The following is a 14,899-nucleotide window of genomic DNA, read 5'->3' as shown; positions in this document are numbered from 1 at the left end:
AACATAATAAAAAAGCGAGATACCGGACTAACGGATATCTCGCTTCATTAATCATTGCTTTTTATCACAAGTATGTATGCGTTATAGGTTAGCGCTTACTTATGATATCGGCATTATTAAAGCAGTACTCGCCTTATAAATTACTCGTCGACGTACATTTTTTGCTGGAACTTAAGCGTTTGTTTGCTGCTATCTTTTTGAACGTCAATCTCAAACCTGAAGGTTTCCTGATCGCGAAATGGCAACACGGCAAGGTAATAGATAGCATCACCTTCTTCCACCTTCTTAAAAGTCAGCTTACGCGAGTTACCTAACAGATTCTTAGCCGTACCCGTTACGTCTGCTCGTTGCGCTTCACCGGAAACTTTGTCTAACACCGAAATGTTAACCAACGCATTAAACTTACTTCTCACAATGCCGTAGCTAGCCGCCACTTCAGGTGTGAGAAATGGCGTACTTACCACCATATAATGAACATCCCATTCACCAAGCGTTTGCTTCTGCTCGGCAAATGCGGAAAAGCTCAAGCATGACATAGCCATCGCAAGAAGTGCTACGTAAGCTTTTTTGATTTGTTTTATTCTACCCATGATAGAAACTACCTCTGCCTTCATCTTATTTTCAATTTTTACCCATTACAGCTTGTTTTACTCTATGAACCAAACTGCAAAACCAACACTTTCCCTAACAGTGTCTTCAACTGACATTAGTTACATAGGGAAAGTGTCTTGGATCAGAAGCTGTAAAAACTGTAATGCGATGATGGCAATAAGCACTGATAAGTCCAAACCGCCTAATGGTGGAATGACTTTGCGTATTGGCGCTAAAAACGGCTCGGTTAGCTGATACAGAACATAGTCAACCGGAGACTGACCTTGTGACACCCAGCTTAAAATAGCGCGCAGTAGCAACACCCAGAACATTAACGACAGGGTTTCTTTTATCACGCCAATCACTGATAAAATCGCAATGCCGACTGGGTTGAGACTACCGCCAAACATTAACCCTAGGGTTATTAGCTTAAGCGCGCATACCGCTATCGCCAACACAAAGGTGGCGGTGTCGAATCTGCCAATTGACGGGATAACACGTCGCAACGGCCCCACAATAGGGTGGGTTGCTTTTACTACAAATTGACTCATTGGGTTATAAAAGTCTGCCTGTACCATTTGTAACCAAAGGCGCAGAATAACCACCATCAAATAAAGGCTAAATAAGGTATCAACCAAAAATACCGTTGCATTCATGTTATGTTTTTCCTAAAAACGTTATAGCTGTTTTGCCATTTCTTCAGCACGCGCTACGGCAGCGCGCATCGATTTGCTGACAATATCTTTTAAGCCTTCATTAATGAAGGTATTTACGGCCTCAGCTGTCGTGCCACCCTTTGACGTAACTTGGGCACGAAGCTCACTCAATTCAAGGTCTGGGTTGTTACAAACCATTTCTGCTGCGCCTAACATCGCTTGTTGAACCATTAAGCGAGATTGCGCCTTATCAAAGCCCATGTTCATGGCTTCTTCCTGCATATTTTGTAAGAACAAGAAGAAGTAGGCTGGGCTGCTGCCTGCTGCGGCGATAACACCGTTAATGCCATCTTCTTTTTCTACCCAAACGGTTTCGCCAACGCTGTTCATTACATCGTCAACATATTGTCTGTCAGATTCAGAAACCGTGTCGTCGGCATACATCCCAGACATGCCTTTGCCCAACAAGCTTGGGGTATTTGGCATAATACGAACAACAGGGTGCTGACCACCTAGCATCTCTTGTAATCTAGCAACGGGTAGACCGGCTGCGATACTTAAAAACAACTTACCTGACAGGTCGTTATTTTTTTGCAGTTCGCCGCACATATCACCCATTATTTGTGGTTTTACCGCAAGCACTATGGCATCAGCGAATTGGCAGGCTTCATCATTAGACTGTGTGGTGTGAATACCAAACTCGGCCTTCAGGCCGTCTAACTTTGGTGTGGAAGGGTTTGCCGCAAGAATGTTTTCTTTCGCGTACCCTGATTTGATAAGACCACTGATGATGCTGCGGCTCATGTTACCCGCGCCAATAAATGCTAATTTTTTCTGTTGCATGTAAATCCTATTTGTTGGTTGCGTTTAAGTCTGTGTAGTGAGGCGAAGCACTACCTGTTAGGTTGGCCCGCACTAGTTTCGTTCACCGAAAATAGCGGTGCCGATGCGCACCATGGTCGACCCGTGTTGAATCGCTTCTGCCATATCACTACTCATTCCTACGGATAGGGTATCAAAATTGCTCAGTGATGTATGGTAGTGGTCAAATAATTCTTTTAGCTTAGTTAGTGTAGCGCGCTGCTGTTCTTCACTAGGGTTGGCTTTGGGAATGGCCATTAGTCCGCGCAAGGTCAGGTGCTCTTGAGAGTTAATAAACTCCACTAGCGCATCTAATTCACTTAGGGCTACCCCTGACTTACTCTCTTCGTCATCAATATTAACCTGAATGCACACGTTTAACGGCGGCATTGAGTCAGGCCGCTGCTCGTTCAAGCGGCGGGCAATTTTTTCTCTGTCTACAGACTGTACCCAGTCAAAGTGTTCGGCTACTACTTTGGTTTTATTCGACTGAATTGGACCAATCATGTGCCACTCTACATCGCTTAAGTGAGAAAGTTCCTGAACCTTTTCAACACCTTCCTGCACGTAATTTTCGCCGAACATACGTTGTCCGCCTTCATACGCTTCCATGATATCTGATACGGGTTTTGTTTTGCTAACCGCTAGCAATTTAACGGAATTTGGTGGACGATGTGCACTGTTAGCGGTTTGGTCTATTCCTTTTCGTGCGGAATCTAGTCTTTCTGCTATTGTTTGCATTATTCACCTTTTTTTGGAGAAGTGGTTGTGGATATTACCGAACTTTTGGCTTTCAGTGTTAAGAATAACGCCTCAGATTTACACTTATCAGCGGGCCTACCACCAATAATTCGTGTAGATGGCGAGATGCGTAAGCTGAACGTGCCTGCCCTCGATCACAAACAAGTTCATGGTCTCGTTTATGAGATTATGAATGACATGCAGCGCAAAGAATACGAAGAAAACCTAGAAACCGATTTTTCTTTTGAAGTGAATGGCCTGTCGCGCTTTCGTGTTAACGCATTTGTGCAAAACCGAGGCGCCGCGGCGGTATTGCGTACCATTCCAAGTAAAGTACTAACGCTGGACGACTTAGGCGCGCCTGAAATATTTAAAGATATCATTAACCAGCCTACGGGTATTGTTCTTGTGACAGGCGCCACCGGTTCAGGTAAAAGTACCACGCTTGCGGCTATGGTCGACCATATCAACACCCATAAGCGAGAACATATTCTTACTATTGAAGATCCAATCGAATTCGTTCACGACAACAAGCTTAGCTTGGTAAACCAGCGGGAAGTGCACCGCGATACGCACTCGTTTAATAACGCTCTGCGCTCGGCACTTCGTGAAGACCCCGACGTTATTCTGGTAGGTGAGCTACGTGACTTAGAGACCATACGCCTTGCCATTTCAGCTGCCGAAACCGGCCATTTAGTATTCGGCACACTACACACCAACTCTGCGCCAAAAACCATTGACCGTATCATTGACGTTTTCCCAGCAGAAGAAAAAGCCATGGTGCGCTCTATGTTGTCGGAATCATTGCGCGCGGTAATTTCACAAACCCTGCTTAAGAAAGTGGGGGGAGGCCGTGTTGCAGCCCATGAAATCATGGTAGGGATCCCCGCTATTCGTAACCTTATTCGAGAAGATAAAGTGCCTCAAATGTACTCAGTTATTCAAACGGGTCAGGCTCACGGTATGCAAACCATGGATCAATGTCTTCAGCGCTTAGTGGCGATGGGGGTGATTACTAAACAAGACGCGGCTGCAAAATCAGTTGATAAACAGTCAATGAATAATTTCTAGAGGCCATTATGCTCGATTCACTACTACAAAAAATGGTCGATACCAACGCATCGGACTTATTCGTAACAGCGGGCTTCCCTGTCAGCGCCAAAATTAATGGCAAATTGACGCCAGTGACAGAAAGCGCGACCTCGGAAGAGGCATCGCTGGCGCTGGTTCACGAAGCGATGACTGAAAAACAGCAGAATGAGTTTCACACCACCAAAGAATGTAATTTCGCCATAGTACGAGAGGGCATTGGTCGTTTTCGTTGCTCTGCATTTTGGCAGCGTGACCAAGCAGGTATGGTTATCCGCCGAATCGTGACACAAATTCCCAAAGCTGATGATTTGGGTCTGCCACGAGTATTAAAAGAAATTATTATGGCTAAACGTGGTCTTGTTCTATTTGTAGGTGGAACAGGCACGGGTAAATCAACGTCATTGGCTGCGCTTATTGGGCATAGAAATGAAAATTCGCACGGGCATATACTGACTATTGAAGACCCTATTGAGTTTGTGCACGAGCATAAGAACTGTGTTATTACCCAGCGCGAGGTGGGCATAGATACTCAGTCTTTCGACGACGCCCTTAAAAGTTCGCTACGTCAGGCGCCTGACGTCATTCTGATTGGTGAGATTCGCTCAATGGAAACCATGGAATATGCCATGTCGTTTGCTGATACGGGGCATTTGTGTGTGGCTACGCTGCACGCTAACAACGCGAACCAAGCTATTGAACGTATTATGCATTTAGCGCCGAAAGATCAGCACGATAAGTTGCGCTTTGACTTAAGCTTAAACATCCGCGCCATTGTTGCGCAGCAACTAGTACCTACGCCAGACGGCAAGGGCAGGGTTGCGGCAATAGAAATACTACTTAATTCGCCGCTAGTGCGCGACCTAATACAGCGCAATGAAATAGGCGCGTTAAAAGAAGCAATGAAAAAAGGCAAAGAGCAGGGCATGCAGAGCTTTGATATGGCGCTGTATGATTTGTACAAAGCGGGTAAGATTGATATGGACCAAGCGCTGCACCACGCCGACTCGCCAAACGATCTGCGCTTAATGATCAAGCTTGATACCAGCGACGGTTCTAGTTTGGGTACACTGTCAAATGTATCTATTGATATGGATGACTAATGCTTTCGCTTTATGCTGAAATCGCTCTAGAGGGGAGCTGCATTTGAAACGCTTACTGAGTTAAAGCAGTAGATAGACACGTTTTTCTCGCACGATGAGCAGCCCATGGGCTGCTTTTGTGTTTAACAAGAGGGTAGCCATTGAAAAAACTCTTCACTTCACAAGACGCTTTTGAACTTCAAGCGGTCCGCAGCGAGCTTGACGCTTTATCTATTCCGTATATGGTAAAAAATGAGTTTGCCAGTGGCGCTATCGGAGAGCTGCCTTGGCAAGATTCTCAGCAGGAAGTGTGGCTCGTTGACGACAGCTGGTATGTAAGAGCGTCGAAAGTTATTGAGCTCTTCATTCAGAAATCAAACGATAAAGCAGTACCTAGTGAAGACTGGATTTGTGGTGAATGCAGTGAACAAAACGGCCCCGCTTTTGATGTCTGTTGGCAGTGTGGGGCAGAAAAGTAATAACAGCAAGAGCCAGCAGCATACAAAGGTCAACAGGCCCTAACAATTATTCGTACTGACTCTCGCTCCAGCTAGCGAATATTACGCAGGCTGACACACTATCAACCTTATCTTTAGTCAGTTTCTTATAACCACCTAACTCAAACAGCATGGCTTTAGCGTCTGTGGTAGTCAGTCGCTCATCACAGGTGTCAACGGCCACTTTAAAACGCCCATGTAGACGGTTTGCAAACTTGCGGGCGCGTTGAGTCATCTCCTGCTCAGTACCATCCATATTCAGCGGTAAACCCACCACCACGATATGCGGTTGCCATTCTTCGTATAGCTTTTCTATTAACGTCCAATCAGGAATACCGTCTCGTGCCTTCAGCGCTGCAAGAGGGGAAGCCGTGCCGGTTATTTCCTGACCTACCGCCACGCCAATGCTTTTAGTACCAAAATCAAACGCAAGTACCGTACGGTTTCCTATATCAGGCATGTCCCGCTCCCGGTGCTAGCTGCCATACATCCACACCGAGTTTATTTACTGTTGCTTGCCATTTCTTGTGCATAGGCGTGTTAAACAGAATTTCTTCGTCAGCTTCGATGGTGAGCCATGCGTTTTCCTGCATTTCCTTCTCAAGCTGACCGGCTGTCCAGCCCGCGTACCCCAAAGCAATCAAAACGTCTTCAGGGCCTTCATCATTGGCAATAGCAGTCAAAATGTCCTTGGAGGTGGTCACCATAACCCCTGGTGCAAGCTTTAAGCTAGATGCCCATTCTCTTTGCGACGAGTGCAGCACAAAACCTCGCTCTTGGCTTACAGGGCCGCCAGCCAGCACGATTTGCTCTGCTTTGTCGTCAGACACAGCGAGTTCTTTATCAGTCTGTTCAAGAAGCTGCTTCACGTTCATGGTGGAGGGCTGATTTACTACAATACCCATAGCACCTTCAGCATTGTGTTCACAAATATAAATGAGTGAGCGAGAAAAGTACGGATCGTCCAAACTAGGCATCGCGACCAGAAAATGATTTTGTAGGCTTTTTAATTCCGTCATAGTTTGTCTTTTATCTACTATCTTTTGCTCTGTAAGTGCCTTTACACTATTGAAACGAAAGGCGCTCTATCCACTCATATTTGCTTTTTGCGGTACGAACTGCTCTGTGTTACCAATACAACCTTACTTTATTTACTGGCTAAGCGCTTTTCAATGGCGTCAAACAGCGCACCCATTATATTCACATCGTAAGCTGCTTCTATTTCTCTTACGCAAGTTGGGCTAGTAATGTTTATTTCAGTAATTTTGCTGCCAATAACATCAAGTCCTACAAATAAAATGTTATTTTCCTTGAGCGTAGGCGCAATGGCTTCGGCTAGAGCGCGGTCAGAATCTGAGATTGGCTGAGGGCGTCCTGTACCGCCAGCGGCTAGATTACCTCTGGTTTCCCCTTTCGTAGGCAGTCGCGCTAGGCAGTACGGCATGACTTCACCATCAACGATGAGAACGCGCTTATCGCCGTCTTTAATCTCTGGTAGGTACTCTTGCACCATCATGTAGCGCGTGCCTAGCTTGGTTAGGGTTTCAATAATAACGCCTAAGTTATTGCCGTCAGGCTTCACTCTAAAAATAGACGCGCCGCCCATACCGTCTAAGGGTTTGCAAATAATGTCTTGGTGTTTGGCGTGAAACTCACGGACAAGCGCTTGGTTGTTCGTGACTAACGTATTGGGAATGTGTTCTGGGAAGTATGACGTGAACAACTTCTCGTTGTAGTCGCGAAGCGCTTGAGGGTTATTTACAACTAGCGCTCCCGCATCCTGCACAAGCGACAGGATCTGAGTTGCATACAAAAACTCGCTGTCAAAAGGAGGATCTTTGCGCATGAGTAACACATCAATGTCGCCTAAATACAACGTAGACTCGTCTTCAATGGTGTAGAAATCTGTAGCTTGATCCTTGACCGATACGGTTTTACCTAAACCCATAGGCTTACCGTTGTCTAAATACAGGTCTTTTAATTCAAAATATATAACCTTTGCACCGCGGCGCTGAGCTTCAAGCATCATCGCAAAGCTTGTATCTTTATGTGGCTTAATGCTCGCGATGGGGTCCATAATTACGCCAACGGTATATTGCATAATGTTTTCACCTTGAATGTTGATAAAATGCCGGCTCAGGTGGCCCAGCTGATTTTAAACATATATGGGGTCACACCTGAATTCTTCAAGTTACTGAGCCAGCACTATGCTGGTTATAAAGCTGCCTAAAATACGGACTTAGAAGTCACCGTGCTGAGCTTGAAGAATACTCAGGCTTGTAATCGCTGCTGTCTCGGTGCGCAAAATACGTGGGCCCAAACTCACCGACTGATAGCCGTTTTCGTTTGCCTGATGAATTTCTGTTTCAGATAACCCACCTTCAGGGCCAATAAGCAAACGAAAGCCTTGAGCATTATAAGGTTGTCTTGCCAAGCTTTGCTCTGCGCCAGGTGCGAGAACTAATCTTGTGGTATTGGTTGAAGACGACAACCATTGATTAAGACTAACCGGAGCATTTAGAACGGGAATAATGTTGCGACCGCTTTGTTCACAGGCGCCAATAATAATCTTTTGCCATTGCTGAACTTTCTTTTCCCAGCGCGACTCGTCGAGTTTAACCGTACAGCGTTCAGTGATCACGGGCGTTATTTCTGATACGCCAAGTTCCACGCTTTTTTGTAGCACGGTATCCATTCTATCGCCTTTAGATACACCTTGACCTAAGTGCAAATGAAGTGGGGACTCTTTCGCTAGCGATAAACAAGCGTCGGCTTCAACCGTCACTTTTTTTCTTTGAACGCTAATAATTTGCGCACTGTATTCATTGCCGTCGCCATTAAAAAGCACAATAGGGCGGTTGGGTTTTATGCGCAGTACCGTCGCGATGTGATGACCGGCGTCTTCAGTTAACTCAAACTCTTGCTCTAACGGAATTGGATTGGGGTAATAAACTCTTGGTATACGCATAATAAATCGTGTGTTTGGTTTTGATGCGTATCATACGTGTGTGCAGGTATAGGTTGCAATGCTGTCGACTGCAGCATGTAAATAATTGAGCAAATACTTACATAAACAACAGCATGCGGCCTATTTTTAAATAGCCTTACTCGTAAATTAACTCTACGCAGCAGAAGGCGAAGAGTTGTTCGAAGTTGGTTTCAACACGGTGGAAGAAGACTTCGATGTTGGTTCTGGGCGGTAGTCCGCTCTTGCATACTTGGTGTGTTTTCCCTTATCAGTGCGTAGTGAATATAAAAATAAACACAAAACGACTGAAAATAGGGTTAATAGAAGCAACATGCGTTAATCCTTTAATTGACATAGTTTGCTAAAGCCCGTTCGTAAGAAACTAAGAGCAAGTGTATCGAAGTAGATAGCATGCTTTAATTCTTATAAGACTTTAGTCTAAAACTTTGTGACTAAAAAATCATCAAGAAAAATATCTTAATACTCGGTAACTTCCAATAAATTGGAAAAAGCGCATCAAGGCTTCGGTATGAAATAGTAAAAATGTTAGGTGACATGCGTGTGACAATTACTAAGAAATATACTCAAACTTTAGTCTATGAAGTGGTAATGAATGACGTCATACATCGCTACTTTAGGATAATGCTAGCACTATCAATAGCCTATGTGGCTTAGACTTTAGAGCGAATTTACGTTGTTTGGACCTATTAAGTATTGGTGATAATACGATTAGCTGCTAACGTATTTGCGTTAATTACAACAAACCATGACAAGGACCATATTATGGAAGAGAAACTTTCGCTTTTTTCAGCAAGCGATGTTGAAAGGTACATAAACGACTACGCCATTCCATGGGGTATTAATATTTTAATGGCGATTGCGATTTATGTTGTTGGTAAGATCGTAGTTGGATTTATTTTATCTGTATTTAGACGCCTAATGGCTAAGTCTAAATATGATGACATGTTAGTAGATTTCCTAGAGGCGATAATTAGCGCAATCTTGATGCTATTCGTCATTGTTGCGTCACTTGATCAACTAGGCGTAGATACTACTTCACTTGTGGCCATTTTAGGTGCGGCTGGTTTAGCGATTGGCCTGTCACTACAAGATTCACTGAAGAACTTTGCTGCAGGTGTAATGCTACTTGTTTTCAAACCGTTTAAAGCGGGTGATTTTGTAGAGGCGGCTGGTACTGCTGGTTCTATTGTTAAGATCGGTATTTTCACGACGACTATGAATACACCAGACAATAAAGAAATTATTGTTCCTAATGGCAACATTTACGGTGGTAATATCACTAACTATTCAGCAAGAGACACACGCCGTGTGGACATGGTTGTGGGTATCGGTTACGACGCTGACCTTCTTAAAGCGAAAAGAATTCTTGAGGAAATGGTGGCGGCTGATGAGCGTATTCTTGCAGAACCAGCGCCGAAAATTGCTGTATCTGAACTGGCTGACAGCAGCGTAAATTTTGTAGTGCGCCCTTGGGTAAATGCTGCAGATTTCTGGGGTGTTAAATTCGATTTTACTGAAAACGTTAAACTGCGTTTTGATGAAGAAGGCATTTCAATTCCATTCCCGCAAATGGACGTGCACCTACACAAAACAGACAGCGAGTAATCGCTATCTTGAAAACAAAAAACGCTGCTAGATGCAGCGTTTTTTTTGCCTCAATAACGAGTCAGCTATTTAGACGCTAAACAATATATACTTTTATAAGGTTGCACCTTTATTTACATTTAGGTCTATAAGCAGTGGCCTGATAGTCGGCATAGGCTGCGGGCATATTTGCTTGTAAGTTATCAATTCTTGTCTGCGGAGCAGGGTGGGTAGACAGAAGCTCCATCGGGCGGTTACCACCGCTTGCAGCATCCATGTTTTGCCACAAGTTCACAGATTGTCTTGGGTCAAACCCAGACTTCGCCATCAGCTGAAGACCGATGACGTCAGCTTCTGACTCGTGCGTTCTGCTAAACGGGAGCTGAACACCTACTTGGACGCCTAAACCAATTGCAGCCATTATAGGGCCTGATTGAGGTACTTCGTTCGCAGCCAGTATTTGACCTACCGCTTGACTACCTACATTAATCAGTGTTGATTGAGACATACGCTCGTTACCATGCTCTGCTATAACGTGTCCAACTTCATGTCCGATTACCGCCGCGAGTTGGTGTTGGTTTTCTGCCACGTTGAGTAGTCCTGTGTAAACACCTATCTTTCCGCCTGGTAATGCGAATGCATTGACCTGCTCATCGTCAAATACTACCACTTCCCACTGACCGCCAAAAACACTCTTGGGCACTTGGGCCGTAATGGCGTTTGCAACACATTCCACATAGGAGTTCTGTACTGCTTTGTTAGAAATTTTAAGTTCTTCTTTCATGCCAGAAAAAGCTTGGTCGCCCATTTGCGCTAACTGAGTTTCTGAGTACAGTAGTACTTGGTTCCTGCCTGTAGGTGAGGTAGCACAGGCGGTTAGTGTAAGTGCAGCAGCAATAACCGCTGACGCAGTGAATTTCAATTTCATGGTTAATCCTTTTATTTACCGAAGACACCATTTTTGTATTTCAGCTACAAAAAAGAAATGCCTCACAGTTTGTACGTCTATTTAGCAGTATTAGTATCAGATAGAACGAATAAAGAAAACTAGACGTTCGCGCTAAAGCGCTTATATGCAGCTTTCGAGCTGACCTATTGAATCAATTAAATTGCAAAGCTGACAGACATATATACTTACAATTGGTGTTTAAATACGTAAATAGTTGCTTTTTTATAGAAAAGTTACACGCTTTTGCCTTCTTAATATTTGTGTCATAAACTGATTCTAATTTATACATAGAAGTTACATAAATTTTCTGGTGTACTAGGACTAGAAACTTCAGATTTCTCGGACCTCCGACGTACAACAAAAACGAATAAAAAGGAAAGCAAATGGCAGTGCGTAATAAGTTTAAGTATGGATTACTCGCATTTTTAGTTTCAGCAGCGCTCACAGGATGCGGCCTTGATGGTGACGATGGTGCTCAGGGTGAGACTGGAGCACAGGGCCCGCAGGGTGAACAAGGTGAACCAGGCACTGATGGCAGCGATGGCACCGATGCTTCTATTGGTATTGCGATGGATATCGTTGGGCGCGCCTTTTTAGGCAATCAAACAGCAGCTGAAATTGTTCAGTACCATGCTGGTACCAGTACTATTTACGCCACAAACGGTGAAACTAACACAGTTGCGGTTATTGATGCTTCTAGCGTTAACACGGCTACAATGTCAGATCCAATCAATACAACCACACTTACGCCAACCACTATCGAATTGCCTGCTGATATTAACGGTGTAACGCTAGGTAGCCTAACAAGTATTGCAATAAGCGGTGATCTCATGGCTGTTGCTGTGCCTGCGGATGTTAAAACAGACAATGGTTATGTGCTGTTTTATAGCGGTTTAGATAGCTCATCTCCTGTATTTTTAGACTCTGTGGAAGTAGGCGCTCTACCTGATATGGTCACTTTTACCCCTGACGGTGGTAAGGTGTTAGTGGCGAATGAAGGCGAGCCTTCTGATGACTACACCATCGATCCAGAAGGCTCAATTACTGTTATTAATATTCTAGCCAGCGGAGAGCCTGAAGAAACTGGTACTACAGTAGGTTTCACAGCGTTCAATGGTACTGAAGCCGATTTGATGGCACAGGGAATGATGTTCCCAAATCCGGCGGGCCAGACTATTAATGGTACTGCAATTACCTCTACGGTTGCGAAAGATCTTGAACCTGAATATATCACGGCTACCAACGACGTCGCTTACGTGAGCCTTCAGGAAAACAATGGACTAGCAATCTTAGATTTAGAAGAATTAACCGTTGATGTTGTTGGTCTTGGCACTAAATCTTGGGCGGGGCTTAACATTGATATTCAAGAAAACGATGCGGTTAGTTTTGGACAATATACCGGCCTTTATGGGGTATATCAGCCTGACACTATCGCTAACTTTACGTGGAAAGATGCAACTTTTATCATAACCGCGAACGAAGGCGATGCCAGAGAGTATTTCTTTGAAGCTGCCGATGCAGCGGCATGTACTGCTGCTGGTGGTGTAGATTTCGACGAAGATGATGGCTGTCTAGCTTATACAGACGAAGTTAAAGTAGAAGATCTTACCGCTGCCGCCAACTCTGAATTAGCTATGCTACAGGCGACAGGTGAAGCGGACGACTTACGTGTAACTTCAGCTATGGGTGATGCTGACGGAAACGGCGAGTACGATGCAGCGTACGCTTACGGTGCACGTTCATTCACTATCTGGGATCAAAATGGTTTAGTGGTTTATGACTCGGGTGATGATTTTGAACGTATTACAGCGTCGGTTCATGGGGCGCAGTTCAACAATGGGGACGATGAAAATGCAAGCGACTCGCGCTCTGAAAATAAGGGGCCTGAGCCAGAGGCGTTAACCGTGGGGCAAGTTGGCGATCGCACTTACGCGTTTATCGGCACAGAGCGCATGGGAGGTATTTTCGTATACGACGTTACTAACCCTTATGACGTTCAATTTGCAGAATATGTAATTAACCGTGACCTAACCGAAGGTTTGACAAGCGACGATGTCATTGGTGACTTAGCGCCAGAAAGCCTGGTTTTTGTTAGCGCTGAAAACAGCCCAAGTGGTGTGCCTCTTCTTGTTGTAGGCAACGAAGTCAGCGGCACAGTAACGGTGTGGCAAATCAACCAGCTGTAAGCTCCCGCATTGATTACATGAAACCCCGCTTTGAAGCGGGGTTTTTTATTGGTAGCGCGCCAGACTTTCCCGAAGGACAAGTTTAAAATGTCTTTACTCTTTGCTGTGTAATCTTGATGTAGAGCCACTATACCTGCCATAACACACCACGATTACGAACATTTTAAGTCTCGCTGAGTGGGTAACAATCTATGCGGGCTGGTATTAAACAGAGGAATTGAACTTTCCTTGCGTTCCCTATGGTTACACCGTTTAAGGATTAAGGTAAGCTATAACCCATAAAACGCAGTCGTATTTTTAAAGGTAAATACGATTAGGCTCAATTGCACTGGTATAGATGCGTTTAGGACACAGAGTAACGCAATGCTTAATACCGCCATAGTGCTATCAAATAATAGAGAATGCCTATGTCTCAGCAAGTTGTGATTAGTGGTGTGGGTGTATGGCACCCTAAAGACAGTATAACTAACGAAGAGCTCGTAGATAGCTACAATGCTTACGTAGATGCGTTTAACGAAGAAAATAAAGCGCAAATCGAATCAGGTGATGTAGCAGCAATGCCTTATTCAAGTGCAGAGTTCATCGAAAAAGCATCGGGAATTAAAAGTCGCTACATCTATCAAAAAGAGGGGGCGCTAGACATCACTCGAATGAAGCCTAAGATTGCCCCTCGAGCAGATGACGAACTTTCTCACCAAGCCGAAATTGCCGTCGAAGCGGCCAAGTTAGCTCTGGCATCCGCCAATGTTTCTGCCGATGAGATTGATGCTGTGATTGTGTCGTGTGCATACACCCAGCGTGCTTATCCTGCGATTGCAATTGAAGTACAAGAAGCCCTTAATATTGAAGGGTTTGGTTTCGATATGTTAGTTGCTTGTTCTGCAGCAACGTTCGGTATGCATCGCGCCTATGAAATGCTGAGCGCGAAAAATGCGACTCGCGTGTTGGTTATTAACCCTGAGTTGGTCTCACCGCAAATTAACTACGCTGATCGCGACAGTCACTTTATTTTTGGCGATGTGGCTACGGCGACTGTGCTTGAGCTTGCTGAAACCGCCAAAAGTGAGCACGTGTACGATGTGCTAAGCACCAAGGCATTGACGAAATTCTCAAACAATATTCGTTCTAATTTTGGCTACATGACACGTGCCGAAGATGTTGATCCGTATGGACCTGATAAGCTGTTCCATCAAGCGGGTCGCAAAGTTTTCAAGGAAGTGTGTCCATTGGCAGCCGCGCATATTGAAGCGCATTTAGCGAGTCACGACATTACGCCAGAGGGCGTCAAGCGTTGGTGGCTTCACCAAGCTAATATCAATATGAACACCTTGATTTGCAAACGCCTGTTAGGTCGCGATGCTGACCGTACCGAAGCGCCAATTGTTTTAGACGAGTTTGCCAACACTGCTTCTGCGGGCTCAGTGATTGCGTTTGGTTTAAACCATGAAGACCTGGTTGCCGGTGACGTGGGAGTACTTTGCTCTTTCGGTGCAGGGTATTCAATTGGCTCACTAGTGATCCGTAAACGATAGTTTTTATCATAGCGCGGGCGATGCCTGCGCACCGTACCTAGCTGAAAACGTTATGTGCTGTATATCGAAGGTTTCAGGGACGTTGCATCAATGCGCCTCCCTGTATTTCATCTCCTAAATAATGATAATAAAGGTGAGATAA

15 protein-coding genes are annotated in these 14,899 nt (G+C 44.8%); 6 read left to right on the top strand and 9 right to left on the bottom strand.

All coding sequences use genetic code 11. The annotated features are described in order from the left end of the window. Positions 1-140: 140 nt before the first annotated feature. The 4 genes from ACXAGV_RS02180 to ACXAGV_RS02165 form a co-directional block, all read right to left on the bottom strand. Positions 141-614, bottom strand: coding sequence for a DUF4426 domain-containing protein (locus tag ACXAGV_RS02180; RefSeq protein ID WP_474871483.1), 474 nt, complete (start codon positions 612-614; stop codon positions 141-143). A gap of 96 nt (positions 615-710) precedes the next feature. Next, entirely contained in the window at positions 711-1,247 is a 537-nt protein-coding gene (locus ACXAGV_RS02175) for a YggT family protein (protein WP_474871481.1), read from the bottom strand. 21 nt (positions 1,248-1,268) lie between these two features. Next, positions 1,269-2,090, bottom strand: a complete 822-nt coding sequence (gene proC / locus ACXAGV_RS02170) for a pyrroline-5-carboxylate reductase (RefSeq protein WP_474871479.1) — start codon at positions 2,088-2,090, stop codon at positions 1,269-1,271. A 72-nt stretch (positions 2,091-2,162) separates the two neighbouring features. Continuing rightward, positions 2,163-2,849, bottom strand: a complete 687-nt coding sequence (locus ACXAGV_RS02165) for a YggS family pyridoxal phosphate-dependent enzyme (protein WP_474871477.1) — start codon at positions 2,847-2,849, stop codon at positions 2,163-2,165. A gap of 27 nt (positions 2,850-2,876) precedes the next feature. Here ACXAGV_RS02165 and ACXAGV_RS02160 point away from each other — a divergent pair, with 27 nt between their 5' ends. From ACXAGV_RS02160 to ACXAGV_RS02150, 3 genes are all read left to right on the top strand, one after another. After that, the gene (locus ACXAGV_RS02160) at positions 2,877-3,920 is read left to right on the top strand and encodes a type IV pilus twitching motility protein PilT (protein WP_136781966.1); all 1,044 of its coding nucleotides are present in this window, start codon (positions 2,877-2,879) and stop codon (positions 3,918-3,920) included. Between the two features lie 8 nt (positions 3,921-3,928). Next, on the top strand, positions 3,929-5,041 hold the full coding sequence (locus tag ACXAGV_RS02155) for a PilT/PilU family type 4a pilus ATPase (protein ID WP_014977241.1): 1,113 nt from the start codon (positions 3,929-3,931) through the stop codon (positions 5,039-5,041). A gap of 140 nt (positions 5,042-5,181) precedes the next feature. Then, on the top strand, positions 5,182-5,499 hold the full coding sequence (locus ACXAGV_RS02150) for a putative signal transducing protein (RefSeq protein ID WP_474871474.1): 318 nt from the start codon (positions 5,182-5,184) through the stop codon (positions 5,497-5,499). 46 nt (positions 5,500-5,545) lie between these two features. On the opposite strand, the gene ruvX is transcribed toward ACXAGV_RS02150, so the two are convergent. The 4 genes from ruvX to ACXAGV_RS02130 form a co-directional block, all read right to left on the bottom strand. Then, the gene (gene ruvX, locus ACXAGV_RS02145; RefSeq protein ID WP_014980071.1) at positions 5,546-5,977 is read right to left on the bottom strand and encodes a Holliday junction resolvase RuvX; all 432 of its coding nucleotides are present in this window, start codon (positions 5,975-5,977) and stop codon (positions 5,546-5,548) included. Then, on the bottom strand, positions 5,970-6,536 hold the full coding sequence (locus ACXAGV_RS02140) for a YqgE/AlgH family protein (protein WP_474871472.1): 567 nt from the start codon (positions 6,534-6,536) through the stop codon (positions 5,970-5,972). Before ACXAGV_RS02140 ends, ruvX begins: the two co-directional genes overlap by 8 nt. Before the next feature lie 128 nt (positions 6,537-6,664). Beyond that, positions 6,665-7,618 carry a glutathione synthase gene (gshB, locus tag ACXAGV_RS02135; RefSeq protein WP_474871470.1) on the bottom strand — a complete coding sequence of 318 codons (954 nt, stop codon included), beginning with the start codon at positions 7,616-7,618 and terminating at the stop codon, positions 6,665-6,667. Positions 7,619-7,756: 138 nt separating this feature from the next. Continuing rightward, complete coding sequence (locus ACXAGV_RS02130; protein WP_474871468.1) at positions 7,757-8,485, bottom strand: 16S rRNA (uracil(1498)-N(3))-methyltransferase; 729 nt, start codon at positions 8,483-8,485, stop codon at positions 7,757-7,759. Between the two features lie 783 nt (positions 8,486-9,268). Between ACXAGV_RS02130 and ACXAGV_RS02125 the strand changes: the two genes are divergently transcribed. Continuing rightward, the gene (locus tag ACXAGV_RS02125) at positions 9,269-10,111 is read left to right on the top strand and encodes a mechanosensitive ion channel family protein (protein WP_474871466.1); all 843 of its coding nucleotides are present in this window, start codon (positions 9,269-9,271) and stop codon (positions 10,109-10,111) included. Positions 10,112-10,220: 109 nt separating this feature from the next. On the opposite strand, the gene ACXAGV_RS02120 is transcribed toward ACXAGV_RS02125, so the two are convergent. Then, complete coding sequence (locus ACXAGV_RS02120; RefSeq protein WP_474871464.1) at positions 10,221-11,018, bottom strand: M48 family metallopeptidase; 798 nt, start codon at positions 11,016-11,018, stop codon at positions 10,221-10,223. Between the two features lie 404 nt (positions 11,019-11,422). Between ACXAGV_RS02120 and ACXAGV_RS02115 the strand changes: the two genes are divergently transcribed. Both ACXAGV_RS02115 and ACXAGV_RS02110 read left to right on the top strand, forming a co-directional pair. Beyond that, entirely contained in the window at positions 11,423-13,225 is a 1,803-nt protein-coding gene (locus tag ACXAGV_RS02115; RefSeq protein WP_474871462.1) for a choice-of-anchor I family protein, read from the top strand. Positions 13,226-13,632: 407 nt separating this feature from the next. Then, positions 13,633-14,757: a beta-ketoacyl-ACP synthase III gene (locus tag ACXAGV_RS02110; protein ID WP_474871460.1), complete on the top strand. Its 1,125-nt coding sequence runs from the start codon at positions 13,633-13,635 to the stop codon at positions 14,755-14,757. The last annotated feature ends 142 nt before the right edge of the window (positions 14,758-14,899 follow it).

The sequence above is a fragment of the Alteromonas sp. ABH4_453 genome, from assembly GCF_056160665.1.
Note: the sequence above shows the minus strand (reverse complement) of the source record. Positions and strands in the feature narration are given on the sequence as shown.

Coding starts and splice junctions, on each gene's coding strand:
- ACXAGV_RS02175 (WP_474871481.1), bottom strand. CDS start 1,247: ATGAATGCAACGGTATTTTTGGTTGATACCTTATTTAGCCTTTATTTG.
- ACXAGV_RS02180 (WP_474871483.1), bottom strand. CDS start 614: ATGAAGGCAGAGGTAGTTTCTATCATGGGTAGAATAAAACAAATCAAA.
- proC (WP_474871479.1), bottom strand. CDS start 2,090: ATGCAACAGAAAAAATTAGCATTTATTGGCGCGGGTAACATGAGCCGC.
- gshB (WP_474871470.1), bottom strand. CDS start 7,618: ATGCAATATACCGTTGGCGTAATTATGGACCCCATCGCGAGCATTAAG.
- ACXAGV_RS02155 (WP_014977241.1), top strand. CDS start 3,929: ATGCTCGATTCACTACTACAAAAAATGGTCGATACCAACGCATCGGAC.
- ruvX (WP_014980071.1), bottom strand. CDS start 5,977: ATGCCTGATATAGGAAACCGTACGGTACTTGCGTTTGATTTTGGTACT.
- ACXAGV_RS02120 (WP_474871464.1), bottom strand. CDS start 11,018: ATGAAATTGAAATTCACTGCGTCAGCGGTTATTGCTGCTGCACTTACA.
- ACXAGV_RS02165 (WP_474871477.1), bottom strand. CDS start 2,849: ATGCAAACAATAGCAGAAAGACTAGATTCCGCACGAAAAGGAATAGAC.
- ACXAGV_RS02140 (WP_474871472.1), bottom strand. CDS start 6,536: ATGACGGAATTAAAAAGCCTACAAAATCATTTTCTGGTCGCGATGCCT.
- ACXAGV_RS02125 (WP_474871466.1), top strand. CDS start 9,269: ATGGAAGAGAAACTTTCGCTTTTTTCAGCAAGCGATGTTGAAAGGTAC.
- ACXAGV_RS02115 (WP_474871462.1), top strand. CDS start 11,423: ATGGCAGTGCGTAATAAGTTTAAGTATGGATTACTCGCATTTTTAGTT.
- ACXAGV_RS02130 (WP_474871468.1), bottom strand. CDS start 8,485: ATGCGTATACCAAGAGTTTATTACCCCAATCCAATTCCGTTAGAGCAA.
- ACXAGV_RS02110 (WP_474871460.1), top strand. CDS start 13,633: ATGTCTCAGCAAGTTGTGATTAGTGGTGTGGGTGTATGGCACCCTAAA.